Source organism: Hahella sp. KA22 (genome assembly GCF_004135205.1).
GTDB lineage: Bacteria > Pseudomonadota > Gammaproteobacteria > Pseudomonadales > Oleiphilaceae > Hahella.
On sequence record NZ_CP035490.1, the window covers coordinates 628,113 to 647,242 of the forward strand.

The 19,130-nt window shown below is 57.8% G+C and carries 19 protein-coding genes; 10 read left to right on the forward strand and 9 right to left on the reverse strand.

The annotated features are described in order from the left end of the window. Positions 1–4: 4 nt before the first annotated feature. Entirely contained in the window at positions 5–208 is a 204-nt protein-coding gene (locus tag EUZ85_RS02795) for a twin transmembrane helix small protein (RefSeq protein ID WP_164887160.1), read from the reverse strand. A gap of 132 nt (positions 209–340) precedes the next feature. On the opposite strand from EUZ85_RS02795, the gene EUZ85_RS02800 reads away from it, so the two are divergent. The 5 genes from EUZ85_RS02800 to EUZ85_RS02820 all read left to right on the forward strand — a co-directional run bounded on the left by EUZ85_RS02800 (position 341) and on the right by EUZ85_RS02820 (position 5,141). Further along, a complete protein-coding gene (locus EUZ85_RS02800; RefSeq protein ID WP_127967814.1) occupies positions 341–1,075 on the forward strand; it encodes an SURF1 family protein in 735 nt (244 codons plus the stop codon). Further along, entirely contained in the window at positions 1,053–1,676 is a 624-nt protein-coding gene (locus EUZ85_RS02805) for a hypothetical protein (protein WP_241566937.1), read from the forward strand. The genes EUZ85_RS02800 and EUZ85_RS02805 overlap by 23 nt, the downstream gene beginning before the upstream one ends. 96 nt (positions 1,677–1,772) lie before the next feature. After that, positions 1,773–2,861 carry a heme A synthase gene (locus EUZ85_RS02810; protein ID WP_127967815.1) on the forward strand — a complete coding sequence of 363 codons (1,089 nt, stop codon included), beginning with the start codon at positions 1,773–1,775 and terminating at the stop codon, positions 2,859–2,861. Beyond that, the gene (cyoE, locus tag EUZ85_RS02815) at positions 2,858–3,757 is read left to right on the forward strand and encodes a heme o synthase (RefSeq protein ID WP_127967816.1); all 900 of its coding nucleotides are present in this window, start codon (positions 2,858–2,860) and stop codon (positions 3,755–3,757) included. Before EUZ85_RS02810 ends, cyoE begins: the two co-directional genes overlap by 4 nt. Before the next feature lie 118 nt (positions 3,758–3,875). Then, positions 3,876–5,141, forward strand: coding sequence for a serine hydrolase (locus EUZ85_RS02820; protein WP_127967817.1), 1,266 nt, complete (start codon positions 3,876–3,878; stop codon positions 5,139–5,141). A gap of 30 nt (positions 5,142–5,171) precedes the next feature. On the opposite strand, the gene EUZ85_RS02825 is transcribed toward EUZ85_RS02820, so the two are convergent. After that, positions 5,172–5,528, reverse strand: a complete 357-nt coding sequence (locus tag EUZ85_RS02825) for a hypothetical protein (RefSeq protein ID WP_127967818.1) — start codon at positions 5,526–5,528, stop codon at positions 5,172–5,174. Positions 5,529–5,830: 302 nt separating this feature from the next. Here EUZ85_RS02825 and EUZ85_RS02830 point away from each other — a divergent pair, with 302 nt between their 5' ends. After that, complete coding sequence (locus tag EUZ85_RS02830) at positions 5,831–6,070, forward strand: hypothetical protein (protein ID WP_127967819.1); 240 nt, start codon at positions 5,831–5,833, stop codon at positions 6,068–6,070. Positions 6,071–6,087: 17 nt separating this feature from the next. On the opposite strand, the gene EUZ85_RS02835 is transcribed toward EUZ85_RS02830, so the two are convergent. The 3 genes from EUZ85_RS02835 to EUZ85_RS02845 all read right to left on the reverse strand — a co-directional run bounded on the left by EUZ85_RS02835 (position 6,088) and on the right by EUZ85_RS02845 (position 10,169). Beyond that, complete coding sequence (locus tag EUZ85_RS02835) at positions 6,088–7,176, reverse strand: SMP-30/gluconolactonase/LRE family protein (protein ID WP_127967820.1); 1,089 nt, start codon at positions 7,174–7,176, stop codon at positions 6,088–6,090. Positions 7,177–7,217: 41 nt separating this feature from the next. After that, positions 7,218–8,987, reverse strand: a complete 1,770-nt coding sequence (locus EUZ85_RS02840; protein WP_127967821.1) for a hypothetical protein — start codon at positions 8,985–8,987, stop codon at positions 7,218–7,220. 462 nt (positions 8,988–9,449) lie between these two features. After that, positions 9,450–10,169 carry a hypothetical protein gene (locus EUZ85_RS02845; protein WP_241566938.1) on the reverse strand — a complete coding sequence of 240 codons (720 nt, stop codon included), beginning with the start codon at positions 10,167–10,169 and terminating at the stop codon, positions 9,450–9,452. Positions 10,170–10,248: 79 nt separating this feature from the next. Between EUZ85_RS02845 and EUZ85_RS02850 the strand changes: the two genes are divergently transcribed. Further along, positions 10,249–11,385: a succinylglutamate desuccinylase/aspartoacylase family protein gene (locus EUZ85_RS02850; protein ID WP_127967822.1), complete on the forward strand. Its 1,137-nt coding sequence runs from the start codon at positions 10,249–10,251 to the stop codon at positions 11,383–11,385. Positions 11,386–11,565: 180 nt separating this feature from the next. Next, positions 11,566–13,041 carry a cryptochrome/deoxyribodipyrimidine photo-lyase family protein gene (locus EUZ85_RS02855; RefSeq protein WP_164887161.1) on the forward strand — a complete coding sequence of 492 codons (1,476 nt, stop codon included), beginning with the start codon at positions 11,566–11,568 and terminating at the stop codon, positions 13,039–13,041. A gap of 76 nt (positions 13,042–13,117) precedes the next feature. Here the strand turns inward: EUZ85_RS02855 and EUZ85_RS02860 are convergent, their stop codons facing one another. From EUZ85_RS02860 to EUZ85_RS02870, 3 genes are all read right to left on the reverse strand, one after another. After that, positions 13,118–13,504 carry a Spy/CpxP family protein refolding chaperone gene (locus tag EUZ85_RS02860; RefSeq protein ID WP_127967824.1) on the reverse strand — a complete coding sequence of 129 codons (387 nt, stop codon included), beginning with the start codon at positions 13,502–13,504 and terminating at the stop codon, positions 13,118–13,120. Positions 13,505–13,607: 103 nt separating this feature from the next. After that, positions 13,608–14,279 (reverse strand): response regulator, encoded by a 672-nt coding sequence (locus tag EUZ85_RS02865; protein ID WP_127967825.1) that lies wholly within the window; start codon positions 14,277–14,279, stop codon positions 13,608–13,610. A 40-nt stretch (positions 14,280–14,319) separates the two neighbouring features. Continuing rightward, complete coding sequence (locus tag EUZ85_RS02870; RefSeq protein ID WP_127967826.1) at positions 14,320–15,702, reverse strand: ATP-binding protein; 1,383 nt, start codon at positions 15,700–15,702, stop codon at positions 14,320–14,322. A 237-nt stretch (positions 15,703–15,939) separates the two neighbouring features. Here EUZ85_RS02870 and EUZ85_RS02875 point away from each other — a divergent pair, with 237 nt between their 5' ends. Beyond that, positions 15,940–17,280, forward strand: a complete 1,341-nt coding sequence (locus EUZ85_RS02875) for an SPFH domain-containing protein (RefSeq protein ID WP_127967827.1) — start codon at positions 15,940–15,942, stop codon at positions 17,278–17,280. Positions 17,281–17,348: 68 nt separating this feature from the next. Here EUZ85_RS02875 and EUZ85_RS02880 read toward each other — a convergent pair whose 3' ends face one another. Further along, entirely contained in the window at positions 17,349–17,960 is a 612-nt protein-coding gene (locus EUZ85_RS02880; protein WP_127967828.1) for a LysE family translocator, read from the reverse strand. A gap of 126 nt (positions 17,961–18,086) precedes the next feature. Between EUZ85_RS02880 and EUZ85_RS02885 the strand changes: the two genes are divergently transcribed. Beyond that, a complete protein-coding gene (locus EUZ85_RS02885) occupies positions 18,087–19,073 on the forward strand; it encodes a GlxA family transcriptional regulator (RefSeq protein WP_127974384.1) in 987 nt (328 codons plus the stop codon). Positions 19,074–19,130: the final 57 nt, after the last annotated feature.

The following is a 19,130-nucleotide window of genomic DNA, read 5'->3' on the forward strand; positions in this document are numbered from 1 at the left end:
ACGATTAATGGGGCGTCGGATTCAACTGCAAATGCCCGCTAAACATCAGGACGAGAAGCACGACGATGAGGGCGACGGAAAAGCCCACGCGATAGGTAAGCGCTTTAGCGGTGCGTTTACTGGTGCTGTCATCCTTGACCAGAAAAAACAAACCGCTAAAAAGACTGACGACTGCGCCTGTAAGTAGTAGCAAAACAAGGATTTTCATGGGTTCCCTCTTATTTTTTCCGCCCACTATAACAAAGACATTGCAGACAAACTACGCACTCCGCATCCGCGTAAAAACGCCGCTGGCGAAAATGTCTGCGGGCTTCTGGCCGACGTGTCGGGATGGGAATGAGTGAACTGGAAAATCCTGCTGTTCAGCCTGTTATTGCTGCCGGTTTTGCTGGGGCTGGGATGCTGGCAATTGCTGCGGGCGCAGGAAAAAGAACAATGGCTGCAGGCCTATCAGACCATGCAGAACAAAGCGCCGCAGTCTCACGACAGCCTGCAGGAGCCGCCGCGTTATGCGCGCGTCTTAGTGTCCGGCGTGTACGCTGAGTCAGGCGACTGGCTTTTGGACAACCAGATACGGCAAGGCCGTTTCGGATATCGGGTATTTACGCCTTTCTGCCTGCGCGATGACGCATGCGTGCTGGTGGAACGGGGCTGGATACCTGGCGATCTGGATCGGAGCGTGCTGCCGACAATTCCTCCCGCCCCGGGACGGCTGACGTTGCAAGGACGTGTGGACCAGCTTACGGACAGCTACTCCATGGGCGCGAATGAAGCGTCGAGCTCCGCGCCTTATCGGGTGCAGACGCTCAAGCTGGAGGAAGTGCGCGAACGTGCGCCCGGCAGGTTGGCGGACTGGGTGTTGCGACTCGACCCGGACCAGCCCGGCGCCCTGACGACGGTTTGGGAGCCTGTGGTGATGGGCCCGGAAAAACATTATGGCTACGCCGTGCAATGGTTCGCCATGGCGTTGGCGCTGGTAGCGCTGACGATTTGGAAATGGCGTCGCGGCGACGGCGAAGATAAGCAATTACAAGCAGCAGGAGAGACAGACATTGGAACAACTGGCCATGGTTGAAAACGCGCCCCCGTCCCGTGGGCGACTCAAACTCTGGGGCATTATCCTGGTGGCTGCGACCCCCCTTATTGCGGCGATGGTGATGTATTTCGGTCGTATTGGCATTCCGTCCGGCACCACCAATTATGGCGACTTGATCATTCCTCCTCTGGACGCCACAGAGATCGGCGTGAGTCTGCCGGAAGCGCGGCTGGATGAAATCACCCAGGCTGACGGCAAACGGCAATGGCTGATGGTCACCGTCGCTGGAGACGCCTGCAGTGAGCGCTGTTTGCAGGCGTTATACCTGTCCCGTCAGATCAATGTCGCGCTGGGAAAAGAAGCGGATCGCGTGGGCCGGGCGTTGCTGGCGGGAACCGGCGACGCGGCGCTGCAACAAGCATTGAACGACTATCCCCATATGCTGTCGGCGCCTTTTTCCAGCGCCGATATGGATGGGCTGCGCGCAAAGTTGGACAAGCACAATATTCAATTGCAACCGTACGATATGCTATTGATGGACCCGCTGGGCAACATCATGATGCATTACTCAGAGAAGCACGACGGCAAGGCGATCCTGGAGGATCTTAAGCGGCTTCTCAAAGTATCCAAGATTGGTTAGAGTGAGTCTGAAGACTTCCTCAGGGAGCCGTTGAGCCGGCAGTAAAATCAACGTCTTCCGAATGCAGTAACAACAATAACAAGAGGCGTTTGGAAAATGGACTATGTCGCCCCGCCGGCGCTAGTGACGTCGGCTGTCGTAAACCCGCGTCTGCAGTGGCTGCGTCGCCTGGTCATCCTGACCACGGCCTGGGCCTTCTGCGTGATACTGCTCGGCGCATACACTCGTCTGGTGGACGCTGGCCTGGGATGCCCGGACTGGCCTGGCTGCTACGGCTTTCTTACGGTGCCGAATGAGGCCCATGAGATCGAAATTGCCGAAGCCCGTTTTCCCCACGCGCCGGTAGAGGTGCATAAGGGCTGGCCCGAGATGGTGCACCGCTACTTCGCCAGTGGTCTGGGCCTGCTGATATTCGCCATCGCCGCGCTGTCCTGGCGCGACGTTTCCCCCAACTCTGTTCCCGGCGCGCGTCGACCGCCTCGCAAACTGACTCTGTTTTTGTGCGCCCTGGTGATTCTGCAGGGGCTGTTCGGCATGTGGACTGTCACGCTCAAGCTGTGGCCGCAAGTCGTCAGCGCGCATCTGCTCGGCGGCTTTTGCACACTCACCCTGTTGGCGCTGACGGCCATGCGGCTTCTTGATCGACCGCTGACTGTCCCGGCGGACACGCTGCGGCGCTGGCGTCGACTCAGGCCTGTGGCGTTGCTCGCTGTGGCGGTATTGGCCACGCAGATTTTTCTGGGCGCCTGGGTGACGTCGAACTACGCCGCCGTGGCCTGTCCCGATTTCCCCACCTGTCAGGAAAAACTATGGCCGGAGATGGATTTTCAGCACGGTTTTAATCTCACTCAGACCATCGGTCCCAATTATCTCGGTGGACTGATGCATAACGAGGCCAGAGTAGCGATTCACATGACCCATCGCCTGGGCGCTGTGGCCGTGCTGCTGGTGTTAGGCGGCTTTCTGATCGCCGCCTGGCGACGCTCCCGGGGATCGCCTTTGCGGCGCAGCCTGGGTCTGACCGGGGCGCTGCTGCTTGTGCAGATCGCGCTGGGCGTGACCAATGTGGTGGCGCTCGTGCCGTTGCCTGTGGCGGTGGCCCACAACGGCGTGGCGGCGTTGCTGCTGATTTCCCTGGTATGGGTGACATACCGTTTATGGACTGCCAAAGAGGTGCGCTCATGAAAAATACCGTTTCCACTACGGCCGCCGCCGGCTGGCGCGATTACTACGAACTGTGCAAGCCCCGGGTGGTGGCTCTGATGATGCTGACCGCGGTGGTGGGCATGCTGCTCGCCAGCGACCAGGGTATGCCCTGGAATGCGCTGATTCTGGGTAACCTCGGCATCGCTTTGCTGGCTTCTTCCGCGGCGGCGATCAACCATATCGTCGACCAGAAAATCGATGCGGTGATGGCGCGTACGCAGAAACGTCCGATCGTGCAGGGGCGTGTGGATAACGTCCACGCTTTGACGTTCGCCTTCGCTCTGGCGGTGGTGGGCATGGCGATTCTGGCCTGGGGCGTGAATCCCCTGACCGCATGGCTGACCCTGGCGTCGCTGATTGGCTACGCGGTGGTGTATACCCTGTTCCTGAAACGGGCCACGCCGCAAAATATCGTGCTGGGCGGACTGGCGGGCGCTGCGCCGCCTCTGTTGGGCTGGACCTCTGTGACCGGAACCGTTGACCCTCACGCGCTGTTGCTGGTGCTGATCATTTTCGCCTGGACGCCGCCGCATTTCTGGGCGCTGGCGGTGCATCGCAAAGACGAGTACGCCAAAGCCGGCGTGCCCATGCTGCCGGTGACCCATGGCGACCGTTACACCAAGCTGCACATTCTGCTGTACACATTTATGCTATTCGCCGCCACCATGCTGCCATTTATCACCGGCATGTGCGGCTGGATCTATTTTGTCTCCGCGCTGGCGCTGGGGTTGCGCTTCCTGGACTGGGCCTGGGCGATGTGGCGGGATTCGCGCAAGCATGCGGCCATCAAGACATTCCGCTACTCCATTACCTATCTGATGCTGTTATTCGTGGCGCTGCTGGCGGATCACTATATCCCGGTGACCCTGTCCTAACGGGCCAAGCGCAGATGCTTTGGGAAAGACGCTGTCTCGCTCTGGGCATCTGCGTAAAAGCGTCTAGAATTTAACAGCTACGTGGGACGTTTTTTTCCGCCAACGTGGAAGTGCTGTTATGTTGAGTTTACTGCGAAATCCTCTGCGCCTGGCGGAGGTCGCCGCTGATCCGGCGCAGGTTAGCGTCATCGATGAGGGGCTGGAAGTCTGCCCGGAAAGGGTGGATGTAGCGCCGGAAGGCGTGCAGCAGATCTGGCGGGCGGTGGAGCGCCTTTACGCCACCGGCACTCAGCCGGCGATCAGTTTGTGCGTGCGCCGCAAAGGCCGCGTCATTCTCAATCGCGCCATAGGTTACGCCAGCGGCGGCGGTCCCGGCGATGCCTCTGATGAATTGCGACAACCCATGACCACCGCTACGCCGGTATGCCTGTTTTCCGCTTCCAAGGCGGTGACGGCGGTGCTGATGCACAAGCTGGCGGAAGAGGGGGTGATCAATCTGCTGGACCCGGTCAGCTTCTACTTGCCGGAGTTCGGCCAGCGCGGCAAACGCAATATCACTATTCACCAGATTCTCTCTCACCGCGGCGGCATACCCGGACTTCCCACCCATGAATCCCTCGACACACTGTACGATCAGGAGCAAGTGTGGAAGTTGTTGTGCGCCGCCAAACCTATTGCGGTGGATGGCGGCAAGCTGGCTTACCATGCGATTACCGGCGGCTTTGTGTTGCAAAGGGTGCTGGAGAAGGTGACAGGCGCAGGCATCACGGAATATCTGGAGAAGACGCTGCGCGCGCCGCTGGAGATGAAATACTTTACCTTTGGTCTTGAGGAAGGGGGTAAACACGCCGTCGCGCGTAATTACGCCACCGGTCCCGAGGCGCCGTTTCCCGTGTCCTGGGCGCTCAAGCGCGCTTTGGGCGCCGATATGTCCGCCGCTGCGGCGATTTCCAATGAGCGACGCTGGATGGACGCCATTATCCCCGCCGCCAACCTTTACGCGACAGCGGAGGAAACCACGCGTTTTTTCCAGATGCTTTTAGATGGCGGCGAGTGGCGCGGGCGGCGGATTCTGCAACCCGTCACCGTAAAACGGGCGACGCAGGAATTTGGCGGCTGCACCTTTGACCGTACGATGATGATCCCGATGCGCTACAGCGCCGGCTTTATGCTGGGAGGAGATCCGGTGGGCCTGTGGGGGCCGCGCACGGAGCGCGCCTTCGGTCATATCGGTCTGATCAATAAGTTCTGTTGGGCGGACCCGGATCGGGAGATTTCCGTGGCGTTGCTGACGTCGGGGCTGGCTTTGCTGGCGCATCATCTGCCACGACTGGCGGCGTTGATCCGGCAAATCAATCTGCAATGCGCGCCGCTCGCACTGTAGTCGCAGCGACGCGAATTCTGGGTCGTGGAGTTACTCGTGACTGGACCAGCGGTTAGCCTGTTGTTCGATAATCAACATGACGTTTTTCAATAACTGACGCAGTCTGACCTGGGTCTGGGTGCGTTCCACCACCTGAGAGACGGACGCCTGCAAACGGTGCAGCTTGGGACTGACTTGTCGAATGCCTTCGGTGATCATCTCATAGGGATAATGGTGGTCCTGGATACTGAGCTTATTCAGCTCCGCCGCTTCCTGCTGGAATACGCTCAACACATCATAAATCGTATCCTTGTTAGGGATGGTGGATGCTTCCCAATAGGCATCGTCCAGCACTTCGATCAAGCTGAGAAACTCGGTGCAGGCATCGGATATTTTTGCGGGTGTCATGTGCGCCTCAAATTTACGGATAAGCTTGGAACGTTCTTACATTCAGCATAGCAAAAACTGGCGCAGGCGCCTGAAAACTGGACACTCTCGCCATGTTCTGCCCTCGGGAAGGCCCGTAACGTTAGTTTTAGCGAGGGTTGGCGTTATGTAACAGGACTGTGTGTGTTACGGTTCAAAGTGTGTATTAAGGTTAAATTTTGAACTATTTCTCCAATTGTGGAAGGATTGTGGATATACTGGTTTTTACCTATCCCGGCGGCGGGCGCTACGGGAGGCCAAACAACAACAGGAAGTCGTAAGCCATGAACACCCTTGAGGCTCAGCGTTGTCGCTTGCAGGAAGAGTTAGCGTTGGCGGAAAAAGAACTCGAAGAGTTATTACGCACCCCGAACCCGAACAAAACGATGGTGAATTTCTACAGCGATCTGCTGGTGCGCAACCGCGAGCTGATTCGCATGATTGACACTCACCTCAGTCAGTCTTCCCATTGGATCACTGACAGAGCGAACAGTATCGCCAAACTGGCGGACGGCGTCGCTTAATCTGTTTGCGGGTCCGGTTAAAGCCCCGGACTTTCGCTTTCACTGCGGGTTAAAGATAAACGGCCGATCCGGTCTCCGGTCAAGGTGCCGAATAACAGGATGTCGCCGACTTGCTCAACGGACGTGATGGTGTGCAGGCGCTCGCCCTCCGGGTCCTGCAGATTGTGTAAAACCTCTCCCTGCTCATTAATTCCCAGCACGAATCCATAACGCTCCGCCTGCGGTTGCAGTGCTTCCGGCAGCTTGGACATGCGGCTTTTCAGCCAGGGAAACGAGTGGATGAAATCCAGTACCCCGTTGCGTGGGGCTATCAGCGCGATCCAGAACTCGCCCGCTCTGTTGCTGGAGACGCCATCGGGGAATCCGGGCAGATTTTCGATCAACATATCGCTGGTCCCTTGTTTGGGGCCTTGTAGCCAATAACGCCGCACCCGGTAGCGCCCGGTTTCACACACCGCCACAAAATCCTCGTTTTGCGACAGCGCCACGCCGTTGGCGAAGTATAGATCGTCCAACAGAACAGTGGTGACGCCGGTGGCGGGGTCGTAGCGGAGCAAGCGTCCGTGAGGACGGCTCTCGATAAGATCGAAGCGATGCTCATGCACCCCCCAGCGCCAACTGGCGTCGCTGAAGTAAATCACGCCGTCTTTGGCGACATCCACATCGTCCGCGACGCCGAAAGGCAGGTTGTCCGCCTTGCTGGTCAGCACGGTGAGCTTGCCGGCTTTGTCGAGCTGTAATAATCCTTTGGCCGCGTCAGCCACAATCAGATCGCCGGCCGGATTGAACTCAATGCCCAGCGGACGTCCGCCGGTATTGGCGAGAACTTCAAACTCACCATCTTTGTTGATGCGGATAATGTCGCCGTTGGCGAGTCCGGCGTAAATGGCGCCCTCAGCATCCTGATCCACGTCCTCAGGGCCGTCCAGTCGCCCCTGGCCGATCAAATCCGCCTCTAACAGCTTTTGATTCGGGGCGTAGGGCCCTTCCAGATCCGGCGCCGAGGGGGCGTCGTAGGCTTCCGGATCAATGACCGCAGGCGAGAACAAAAAGTAGGTCAGTAAGATGATCCCCACCACCGCCAGTAGTCTGAGAGAAGCTTTCATTATTCTGCGTCGGTTCCTGTCCGTTTATGGATGCGGATAGGTTACTCCATCAGGCGATGTAATGCGTCATACTCGTAAGTGACCAGCACAATGACGTCGCCATCTTCGCCCTGGGGTTCAGCGTCCACGGAATAACGTTCCAGATAGACGTAATCCAACAGTCCATTCTCCCGATACACATAGTGTTCGCACCACTCGAATTGGGGATCGTGAATGTCGGTGTAACGTCGGGTCAGTCTGCGGCCGTCGGCGTCGTAGGTAAAGTTGGACGTCGCTACTTCGCACCCCGGCTCAGTAACGCAGGAACTCTCCGGCTTGTCCGTAAAGGTGCGCACGCCGTTCAGTTTGCCGTCGCTGGCGTAGGCGTATTGTGTAGTCAGTTTTCCCAGATTGTTATCGTATGTGTCATTGGACAAACGTCCGTCGCCGTCAAAGAAGAAAGAGCGTTTGACCAGCACCTGATTGTGGGTCGCGCTGTCGGTGGAGTAGGAGTTGATGCGCACGAGCCCCGCGCCTGCGTCTTTTTGCGGCCTCATCTGGCCAGTCACCGTTTCACGGGTGCGCTGACTCAGCACGGCGTCGCCGATCTTGCTGAAGGTTTCCACCCAACGACCGCGATCCAGCGCCAGGGCGTTGACGACGTCCCACTGGCCGTCCGCGGGTGAAATTTCCGTATACAACGGGTCCAGGGTCAGAGAAGAGATATAGGCGTCCAAGGATAAGGCGCGACGGCTCATATCCACACCGCCATCCAGACGCACCGCCGCCACCGCGCCTTTGGAATCGTAGGTCAGTCCGGCGCGACCGACGTGCTTGCGTTGCGGGTCCTGCACGCCGGCGAGGGCGAACAGCTTCACATCGTTGTCATTGCGTCCCTCCAGCGCAGCGCTTTCCGTGTCTGGATGCACGTACCAGTTGATTTGCTTGATCGAGAGGGGATCGTTAAGGGCGTTTTCATACTGCAACGAGGTTTTCCAGGGAGAGAAGTCAAAGGACGCGAAGTCTTCCGTAGAGCGGATATCCTTCATGACGCCCGCCGCCGCATAGGCGATTTTCGGCGCGTTGTGCAGCAGGCTGGCGCCCATGACTTTCACTTTGGTGGCGTCCAGACTGTCGAGCCGCTGGGCGGCGTCAATACTTTGCGCCTCCTCCGTCATCATGTTCTGTAACGCCATGGCGAAAGCCTTGGCGTAGACATGGTGGCGATACTGTCCGCTTTTGACGTAATCGAACAGATAATTGTTATTGAAGCCCACTCGTTCACGGGCGCGCTGGTGCGCCTGCTCGACGGTGGCTTCCGGGTCTTCCTCCCGCATCAGGTCGTACTGCATGCGCACCAGCGTGGTCAGCGGGGAAATGACCGGGCTTCCGGGCGGCGCCATCAGGAAATAGGCTTTATCCACCAGTCCCGGTTCGGTGGACGCGCAGTCCGTCGCCGGCGGTACGGCGGCGTTAATTAAATCTTCGTCTTGAGTCACGCAGGGAAGCGCATAGGCCATGAGCGGGTATAGCTTGGGATCGTCAACGTCAGCCAGTTGTTCCGCGGTAAACTCATACTCCCCGCCGGCTCCGCTCATCACTGCAGGCTCGTTATCGCCGGCAAGGTAATCCCCATTTAAATCCAGCCAGACTTTGGCCTGACGCAGATAACCGTCCAGCACCACTCCATGGAAGTTGGCGCTGGGCGGTGGCGGTTGCTCCGGCTCGCGAGGGTCGCGCAGAGTGGATACATCGGATTTCTCGCCGCCGCAGGCGCTCAGAAGCGGCGTCAGCAGGCTGACGATAAGCAGTGCGCCACAGTGGATTCGCATGGTGTTCCCTGTCCTTTTTGTTTTTGTGAGCGAGTCAATCTAGCGGGGACCAAAGGGAAATTCGTTGATAGGTTTAACAAATGTTTACAAAGGGCTAGAGGAGAGTGGTCGTGTCTGTCTCGCGGACAAAAAAATGCCTCGCTTCCGGGGTGTCCCTATCAAAAAGTCCATCCTGGTCCCATCGCGAGGCTTAAGGCACGAGCGTAGAGGTAACAGTCGTTGTACAAAAGAAGTACCCTGACTATTGATGAAGAAACGTTAAGCCTGTAACAACTTAGCGAAATCTCTTCACCCTGTTTATCGCACAGACTGTGCCAACTCCGACTTTTTATTTAACGCATTGATATTTATGTATTTTATATTTTCGCAGGTAAAAAATACGGAGATCGAAGGAAAGACTTCATGCCCTAAATCTAACCCTGGCCGCTCTATTACGGTGCATTTTGTCCGCCTGGACAGGTTTTAGCGGAAGGGGGCGTCAAGATGTGGGCGCTGACGATAGCCCAGGCCACGCCAGACCATGGCGGTGAAAGCGAAGTAGGTGGTCATGCTGGAGGCGAAGAACCATTCGATGACATTTTCCCAGCGATCCTTGGCGGGATTTTCCAGCAACAGGCTGTTGGCGACGCTGGCCAGACCCAGCGCCAGCATCCACCAGCATAGCCAGGATTTCGCCCGCAGCCATTTCTGGACGCCAGCCGCGGCAGGCGATGCAGGTGAACGAGAAAGAGTCAGGAGACTGCGCAATAACAGCATCTGCGCCAGCACGGTGAAAGAGAAATAAATGGTGACGCCATACTGCCGCAACAATCGGTAAATGCGTCCGTCCACGCCGAGGAAGTCTGCGTATAACACCAGAAACAGCGCGCCGATGGCGCCCAGACACTGCATAGTGCGTAACGCGCTCGTCGAAGCCTGATGAAGTTTGAGAAACGTCCCCGCCTGGAACCAGAAGATGAGCAACAACACGGAGTGAATGATCATGCCGGCGCGAAACAGGTACAAAGCGTCGCTGGAACGCGCCGCCTTGCTGATGGACACGCAACCGTCCCAGTACGGCAGACACCCATCAATGGCGCCGATCAGACTGCTCCACAGCCAGGCGGCATGGGCCACCAGCATGGGAAGTAAAAAGTTGCACCAGGCGATTCGCTGCGGTTGCATGGCGGCCCACTTTGGCATCGCGTTTCCCTAATACTTTAATGCTATAGTGCGCAATTGACGACTGCGCTATTAAGGCATGGATTTTATTCAGAGGTGAATGATGCGAACCGAGCGTATTCAATTGATGAGCCCGTCCCCCGGCACCCGTCGGGAATTGCTTGTCCATCGGCTGGGACAAGCGGATGCGCGCCCGAAAGTGTATTTTCAAGCTGGCCTGCATGCGGATGAGTGGCCGGGTCTGCTGGTGCTGCAGCATCTGCTGACCTTGTTGCAGGAGGCGGAGCGTCAGAACGCGATTCAGGGTGAGATAATCGTGGTCCCCTACGCTAATCCCGTTGGACTGTCTCAGAATGTGTTCGGCTATGTGGCGGGCCGTTTCGACCTGACCGGCACCGGCAATTTCAATCGCAACTTTGCGGATTTATACCTGGACGCTCGCGACAGTGTGGAAGGCCGACTCGGCTCTGATCTGGAAACCAACAACGAACTGGTGCGCGAAGCCTTGCGCGCCGCCGTGGCGGCGGAGCTGGCGGAAGATGAAACCACTGCTTTGAAAAAAACGCTGTTGGCGTTGTCCATCGACGCGGATTATGTTTTCGACCTGCATTGCGACGATCACTCCAGCGCTCATGTATATTCCGTCAAACGTCAGGCTGAGAAAGCACAGAACCTGTGTCGCCATATCGGCGCCCGTTATCTGTTGACGGAGGACCTGGACGGGGTCGTCGCCTTTGACGGCTCCCATCTGCAACCCTGGCACTGGCTGCAGAAAGATTTTCCCGATAATCCCATGGAAATGCCCAAGTTAGCGGTAACGGTGGAGTATCGCGGTCAATACGACGTGTCCGATGAACTGGCTGCTGTCGACGCCGCCAATCTGTTCAATTTCCTCGTCAGCGAAGACCTGATTCGGGGCGACGCGCAGGCGCCGCAACTGGATGACATTCATGTCAGTCCGCTGGAGTCCGTGGATTCCATGAAAGCGGAAGCCGCCGGTTTGCTGGTGTTCCAGAAGCCGTTGGACGCGTGGTTGGAGCAGGGCGACGTGTTCGCTGAGATCGTTAGTCTGGATGGCGGCGAGCCGAATCAACGGACGCCGGTGCGTGCGCGCACAGCGGGTTATCTGATGGCGCGCACTCATCGACGGCTGGTGCGTCCGGGAGATCAAATCGCCAAAGTGTGCGGCGAAAAACCGCTGCCGCATCGCAAAATCGGCAATTTGTTGCAACTTTAGGCGTCATTGTCGACACTTAAATTACAACTATTTATTTGGCTGTGAACGCTTAAACGCGATAGAAAGACTGCGTAAGGCGAAGGAACACCCCGACTCGCGCATGAAATGGATAGCGGTCGGGACATTATAACGGGGAGTCTAAGCGTTTTGATGGTGTGAGTCTGATCAGGTGTGGAGTCAGTGACGGTAAGGGTTGTCTGGTATAAACGTGACCTCAGGGTCACCGATCATGGGCCGCTTTATCACGCCGCCCGACAAGGTCCGGTGGCGCCGCTGTATGTGGCGGAGCCGGAGTATTGGGCGCAGCCTGACGCTGGCGAACGGCGTTGGGGATTTGTGCGGGAAACGCTGCTGGAGCTTGACCAGACGTTGAGTAAGCTGGGGCAACCCCTGTGGTTCATGCATGACAGCATGATCAACGTGCTGGAATACCTGAAAAGCCGTTTTGGCGTCTTTGAGCTGTACTCCCATCAGGAGACCGGCGTGCAATGGTGTAACCGGCGCAATCAGATTGTGCGGGAATGGTGTCGCCGCAACGGCGTGCTGTGGCGGGAATGGCCTGTCTGCGGCGTGTTGCGACGCGCCACCGGCGCAGAACGCTGGCAAACCGCCTGGAAGGACTTCATGGCGCAGCCTCGTTACCCCAGCCCCAAAACCCTGCCGATGGTGGGCACATCGCCGCTCAAGCCGGAAGTCTGGCCTGAGACTATCGGCGCCGATCCCACCCCCTGCGTGTTACGTCAGGCGGGCGGACGCGCCGCCGCCGCCCAGGAACTGAAGAGTTTCCTGCAGGCGCGCGGGCAAAACTACTTCCGTGACACCCACTATCCCGCCACTGCGTTTGACGGCGGCTCGCGCCTCAGTCCTTATCTGGCCCACGGCGTCATCAGTTTGCGCGAGGCGGTGCAGCAGTCCCGACGCGCGCTGCAGACCTACCACGCCCGCCGCTCCGCGGACTGGGTGAAGTCCATGAACGAGTTTCTGTCCCGTTTGTATCTGCGCAGCCATTACATGCAGCAGATGGAGGACGAGCCGGGCATGGAGTCGCTCAATCTGCATAAAAGCTTTAACGGGTTGCGCGAGCATCAGTTCGAAGAAGCCAAATTCGACGCCTGGAAGAACGGCGAGACCGGTTTTCCCCTTATCGACGCCGCCATGAAGGCGCTGATTCAGTACGGCTGGATCAACTATCAGTTGCGCGGGCTGCTGATGTCTTTCGCCGCCAACCAACTATGGCTGCATTGGCGTGAACCGGCGTTGTATCTGGCGCGGCTGTCCACTGACTATGACCCGGCGGTGCATTTTCCGCTGACGCAGCAATTCGCAGGCACCACGGGGATGCTCGAGCAGAAGATTTACAACCCGGTCACCGAATCCCATCGACTCGATCCCGCCGGCAAATTTATCCGGGCGGAATGTCCGGCGTTGCGGGAAGTGAGCGACGCGTATCTGCATGCGCCCTGGAAAATGCCCCATGCGGAACAGATCATGTCCGGTTGCGTGATCGGGCAGGATTACCCCATGCCTATCATCAATAACGAAGACGCCACACTTATCGCCGGACAGCGCTTGAAAGCGCATCTGGAGGAGCGCCTTGATCCCATGGAGACCGCTCGCGTCCGCGCTGCGCACCTGCGCTCCATCAAACTGGACTAAGCATCTCGCAGACGTAAAAAAGCCGGCGCGCCCTGAGGCGGCCGGCGAAGAAAGGGAGCCTGCAACGGAAGCGGCGTTATACCTCTTCATCGTCTCCTTTATCGCAGTTTTCAGGATGAGGGCGACGTTCTTTGTGCTGGCCGCGCGCCTCATGCATTTCTTTCAGTTTTTCCATCTGCTCCGCGTTCAGCACGGCGCCCAGTTTGGCGTCGGTTTGCGTGCGCAGATTTTCCATCGCCGTGTGCATTTCTTCACGTTGCGGTTTGTATTGCTCCATCAGGGTGTGACGTTGCTCGCGGCTCTCTTCCATAATGGTTTCGAACTGCGTTTTCTGGTCATCCGTCAGCGCCAGCTTTTCCGCCAGACGGTCGATGTTCGGGCCTTGATGGGGGCCGCCCTTGGCCAGTGCGAATCCGCTGGCGGCGATTAAACATGTCAGGGTGAATGCAGCGAATTTTTTCATAACCTTTTTCCTCAATTTCCTGTTTGGCTTTGTGTGATTATCAATCTAAGCCCGAAATGTGCAGGAATTGTGGAGGCATTAAGGAACAGAGATTACAGCGCTGTCATCCTTCGTATTTATAGCCCAGACCGTAAACGGAATGGATGTAGTCATGGTCGGGAGAAAGCTCGGCGATTTTCTTACGCAGCTTTTTGATGTGGCTGTCCACAGTGCGATCGCTGACGATGCGGTGATCCTGATAGATGCCGTCCATGAGCTGGCTGCGAGAGAAGATGCGGCCGGGCTCATCCGCCAGCATTTTTAGCAATTGAAACTCTATGGCGGTCAAATCCAGCGGTTTTCCCCGCAGGACCGCCCGGTAACGGGACGGGTCCAACGCCAGGGCCTGTTCTTCCCCCGCTGGCGCGCCGCGCACGCGCCGCAGGATAGCCTTGACCCGAGCCACTACTTCACGCGGGCTGAAGGGCTTGCAGACGTAGTCGTCCGCGCCCAGCTCCAGTCCGAGCAGACGATCGATTTCCTCCACCCGGGCGGTCACCATGATGATGGGCGTATCGGTGAAGCGACGCGTCTCCCGACACACGGATAAGCCGTCCAGGCCCGGCAGCATGAGATCAAGCAGAATCAGGTCAGGCGCGCCGGCGCGGATCTTTTCCAACGCCTGCTGACCGTCGCCAATGATGTCGCATTGGTAGCCTTCCTGTTGCAGATAGTCCTTCAGCAAACTGGCGAGCTTCGGCTCATCTTCCACGATGAGTATGCTGTTCTGAGGCATGTGCGTTGTCTCCGCTGTATTCAGATAAGGACGGCCGGCGTCATTCGTGATAAGCCGGCAAAGTCACGTCGATGGCCAGTCCGCCCAGTGGCGATCGCGAGGCGCTGATATCGCCTTCATGAGCTTCGACGATTTTGCGGCAAATCGCCAGTCCCAGACCGGAGCCGCCAGTGTTGCGATTGCGCGAATTCTCCACCCGGTAAAGGTGATCGAACAGCTTGGGCAGGGCGTCGTCTGGCGCGCCGGGACCGGAGTCCTCGATGCGCAGTCGCACTTGATCGTGATCGACATTGAGAGAGACGCGCACCTGGGCGCCGGGGACGGCGTATTTACAGGTGTTGCTGAACAGATTATCTAGCAATTGGCTTAATCGCGTGGCGTCCGCCCACACCGTGGCGGGGCTGGGGGCTAAATCGTGAATCAGCTGAAAGCCGGCGGCGGTGAAATTGGCGTGATGCCTGTCCAGGGCGTGCTGCAGAATCAGACGCAGATCCTCTTCGTCTTTTTGATAGCGCAGCGCGCCCACTTCGGCGTTGGTCAACTCGTATAGATCGTTAATCAGTTTTTGCAGGTGTTCGATTTCCTGTTGGATGGACAGCAGGTTGTCGCGGTTGGTGGGGCGAACGCCGTCCACCAGCGCTTCCAGCTCGCCCTTGGCGATGGCCAGCGGCGTGCGCAGCTCGTGGGAAATATCCGCAATCCAGCGCCGCCGCGCGGTTTCATTGGACTGGAGCGTTTGCGCCAGTTGATGAAAATCCCGCGCCAATTGTCCCAGCTCGTCCTTACCCGAAATTTTCAGCTCCACGTCGTAAGCCCCTTGCGCCAGTCGTTGGGTGGCGACGGCGAGACGTTTAATGGGGGTAACGAACTGACGCGCCAGGGGCAAGGCGATAAGCAGGGCGATAGCCACCATCAGCGTACTGATAACCAGGAACGCCTTATCCTGACTCTGACTGAACGCCAGATCATTTTGCTCCGTCACCCGCACGCGTGGCGGCAGCGCCAGCCAACCGATGGTCTGATCGCCCAGCTTGATCGGCGCCATGATGAAGTCATTGCGGTAGCGGCCGGTCACCACCTGCTTGTCTGAGTCCAGCAAGGTCGGCGGACGGGGTGGGTGCGGTCGGTCGGGACGATCATCCTCGTTGCGACGAGGCGGTCGCCAGGGTTGCTGGTCGTCTTCTTCCGCCTCCAACAGCCGCCGCCACAGATTATGGTCGCGGCGCAGGGGCTCCCAACTGCCGGTATGTCGATAGAAACGCTGGAGATTGTTGATCAGCGTCTCCTGTCGCTGCAGATCGCGACGATTCACATAATCCAGAAAGCCGCGGTCGAAGCTCCACTGCATTAGCGAATACATGGCGGCGAACATGGCCGTGGTGGCGATCAACAGCGCCAGAATAAGTTTGGATTGAATGCGCACGTCGGTTTCCGGTTGGCTTGGTCGGGATAGGTCGCTTCACCAGATAATCTAGCGGCTTTTCCCGGCGCCGTTAAGATCAATGGCGCTCTGAGGGCGTGATTTCCTAAGTTTTTCCATATTCGTCGGCTTGCGGCGGGAGTGTGAAGACGGTCATAAACCCAACGCTCGGCGTTATTTACCAAAAATTAATTTTTCTCTAAGATACGCCGGTTTTTTTACCTACCCTGTGGAATCCCCATGCGCAATTTATCAATTGGATTGATATCCATTCTGACTGGCATTGTCCTGACTGTTGTCGTTACCTGGAACAGTATTTTTTACGCCGAGCCCGGCTATGTGTATCACGTAAGAACCATCTTAGGCGATGAACACGTGGTGTCTGACGTGGGCTATCAGTTTTACCTGTGGGGACGCTGGAACGCCTGGAAGCGCGCCCTGACCGTGCAAGCGGTGAAAGGCGGCGACAGCACCGTTTCCTACGTCGAAGTGGAAAACTCCGAAACCAGCGCCGCGCTGCCGCCGCTGAAAATCATGTTTTTGGATCAGGTGGACGCTGCGGCGGAAGCCACCGTGCGCTTCAGCATTCCCACCGACCAGGAAGGCTTCACCCGCCTGGCCCATGAATACCGTACTCCCGCCAATCTGCTGCGTACGGCGATAATTCCGGCGTTCAAGGAAACCCTGCAGGCCACGGCGTCGCTGATGAGTGCGGAGGATTACTACAGCGGCGGACGCACCGAGTTCAACACGGAATTCGAAAACCAGATGTCCAACGGCATTTACATCGTTAAACGCGAAGAAATGCTGATCAGCTCGCAGCGTAAAATTTCCGGTTCCGCCAACGCTTCGATGGGAGCCTCTCAGGAAGAATATGGCGACGAAGCCAAAGCGGTGTTCGTTGTGCGCAAAGTCACTGACGCCAACGGAACGCCTCGGCGCAAGGACCAGAAGTTCACCCAGTTCGGCATCAGCGTGGTGGATGCGCGCATCACCGACATGACGCCTAACAACCGCTTTGTTGAGCGTATGCAATTGAAACAGAAAGCCAGCGCCGACCGCGCTATTGCCCGTGAGCAGCGGATTCAGGAAGAAGAGCAGCGCCTGTTGGCGATCGCCCGCGGGGAACGCGAAGTCGCGGAGCGTCAGGCCAAAGCCAAAGTGGATCAGATTCAGAAAACCACTGAAGCGGAAACCGATAAGCAGTTAGCGGTGACCTCCGCGACCAAGATGAAAGAGCAGGCCCGCATCGAGAAGGAAACCGCCGAGATCAATCTGGAAAAAGCCCGCATTGAGGCGGAAACCAAGCGCACTCTGGCGGAAGCGGAAGCCTACCAGAAAGAAGTGATCCTGAAAGCGGATAACGCGTTGGCGCAAAAACTGGATGCGGAAATCGAAATTCACAAACTGTGGGCGGACGCGTTCGCTCGCCGTTCCGTGCCGACTAACGTCTTTGGTGGCGGAGCCGGCGCTGGCGCCCCACAGGGTTCTGATACGGAAGTCACCGCCTTCATGCAGATGTTGACCCTGGACGCCGCCAAGCGTTTGGCTTATGACCGGGAGATCGGTAAAGGCGAGTGATCTTATTCGCCAATACCTGTCATCAAAGGGGGCGCCCGCTGAGCGAAGCGCCCTTTTTTATTGCCGCTTCAGCGAGAGAGCGGTAAGGCGAGACCGATGAGAATAAAAAGGCCGCCGCAAATCTGATTGAAACGTTTGCCATGTTGCTCCAGCTTCGGTCCGATACGGTGCGCAGCCTGCGCCAGCAGCACCTCAACCGTGAATTCGATCATGGCGAAGGTCAGCGCCATGATGGCGAACTGGCCAGCCAACCCCTGCTGCGGATCAACAAACTGCGGCAGAAAGGCGGCGAAGAAAATCAGCACCTTGGGGTTGGACAGCGCAGCCAGCGCGCCCTGACGAAACAGGCGCGCATTGTTCTTGCGGGCGGCTTCGTCCTGTAACTGCAAATGCAGCCCCGGCGCGCGCCATTGCTGTATCCCCAATCCGATCAAATAAGCCCCACCCAGCCATTGCAGCACGGTCAGAGCCGTCTCCGAGGACTGCAATAAGGCGCCGACGCCGAACATGGACAACAGCATCAGCAGAAGAAATCCCAACACACCGCCGACAATGGTAAAAACGGCGCGGACGCGTCCATAAAGGGCTCCATGGGTTAGCGCGAGCAGACCGTTAGGGCCGGGTGAGCAGGACAGGCCGGCGGTGGCGGCCAGAAACAGAAGCCAGGTTTGCAGAGTCATTGCTAACGCCTTGGTGAATCGGTGATGTGAGCAGTCTACGGCGCAGGAGCGAATTTAAATGGTAATTATTGGACGTATTAAGGTAGATTTTGGCCATTAGGACTCAAGGAAAATTCACGCTTGAAAATGACTCTATCGGCGCCCTCTGTCCCGGACGTACGTTTTCTATTGCTGCCGCTGCCGGAGTTCACCATGCTGCCTTTCGGTGGATTTCTGGATAAGCTGCGCTTCAGCGCCGACGACGAGGATTACAGCGCGCAGCGTTATTGCGCCTGGCGCGTGCTGGGTCTGGAGCCGGGCGCTATCGTCTCCAGCAGCGGCGTCGCCATTGAAGTGCAGGAAATCGCGGCGCAGACGCGCCTCGCCGATTTTGATTATCTGGTGGTGTTCGGCGGCCGCACCGCCCGTCGCAGCATGGAGCTGGCCAGCGAATACGGGCCTCTGCTGCGCAAGGCCGCCGCACAGGGATTGTCGCTGGTCAGTATCGACAACGCCTGCTTTCTGCTGGCCGCCGCTGGCTTGTTGCAGGGCGCCAAAGTGGCGATGCACTGGCGCCATGTGCAGGAATTTCAGGTCGCTTTTCCCCGCATTGAAGTCCGCACCGGGCAGTTGTATTGCTTCGACGGCAAGCGCATCAGTTGTGCGGGAGGCGTCGCCGCGGTGGACCTGGCGGTGGAATTGTTAGCGCGCCATTGCGGGAGAACCCGGGCTCTGAAAGGTTTGGCGGATATGCTGGTGGACGAGGCGCGCAGCGAAACCCATCCGTTGAAATCGCTGTCCCGCGAAAGCGGACTCGGCCGCAGTGTTGGGCGCGCGACCAGCCTGATGCGGCAATGGCTGGGAGACGCTTTTAATGTGGACGATATCGCCGCCGCCATCGGGGTCAGTCGTCGCCAACTGGATCGCCTTTTTATGACCGAGTTCGACTGCACGGCGCGGGCTTATTGGCGGGAAATGCGCCTGCAACATGTGCGTTGGCGTCTGCTGAATTCTCATCACAGCCTGGCTGTGCTGGCGGATGAAATCGGCGCGCAGGATGTCAGCCATCTCTGCAAAATGTTCCGTCAGCGTTTCGGCGTCAGTCCGGACGCCTATCGCAAAAGCGGCGGTTGAGGCGTCGTCCACGCGTAGCTCCTTTCCCTTTATTCGAACCTTTTAACGCAATTTTTA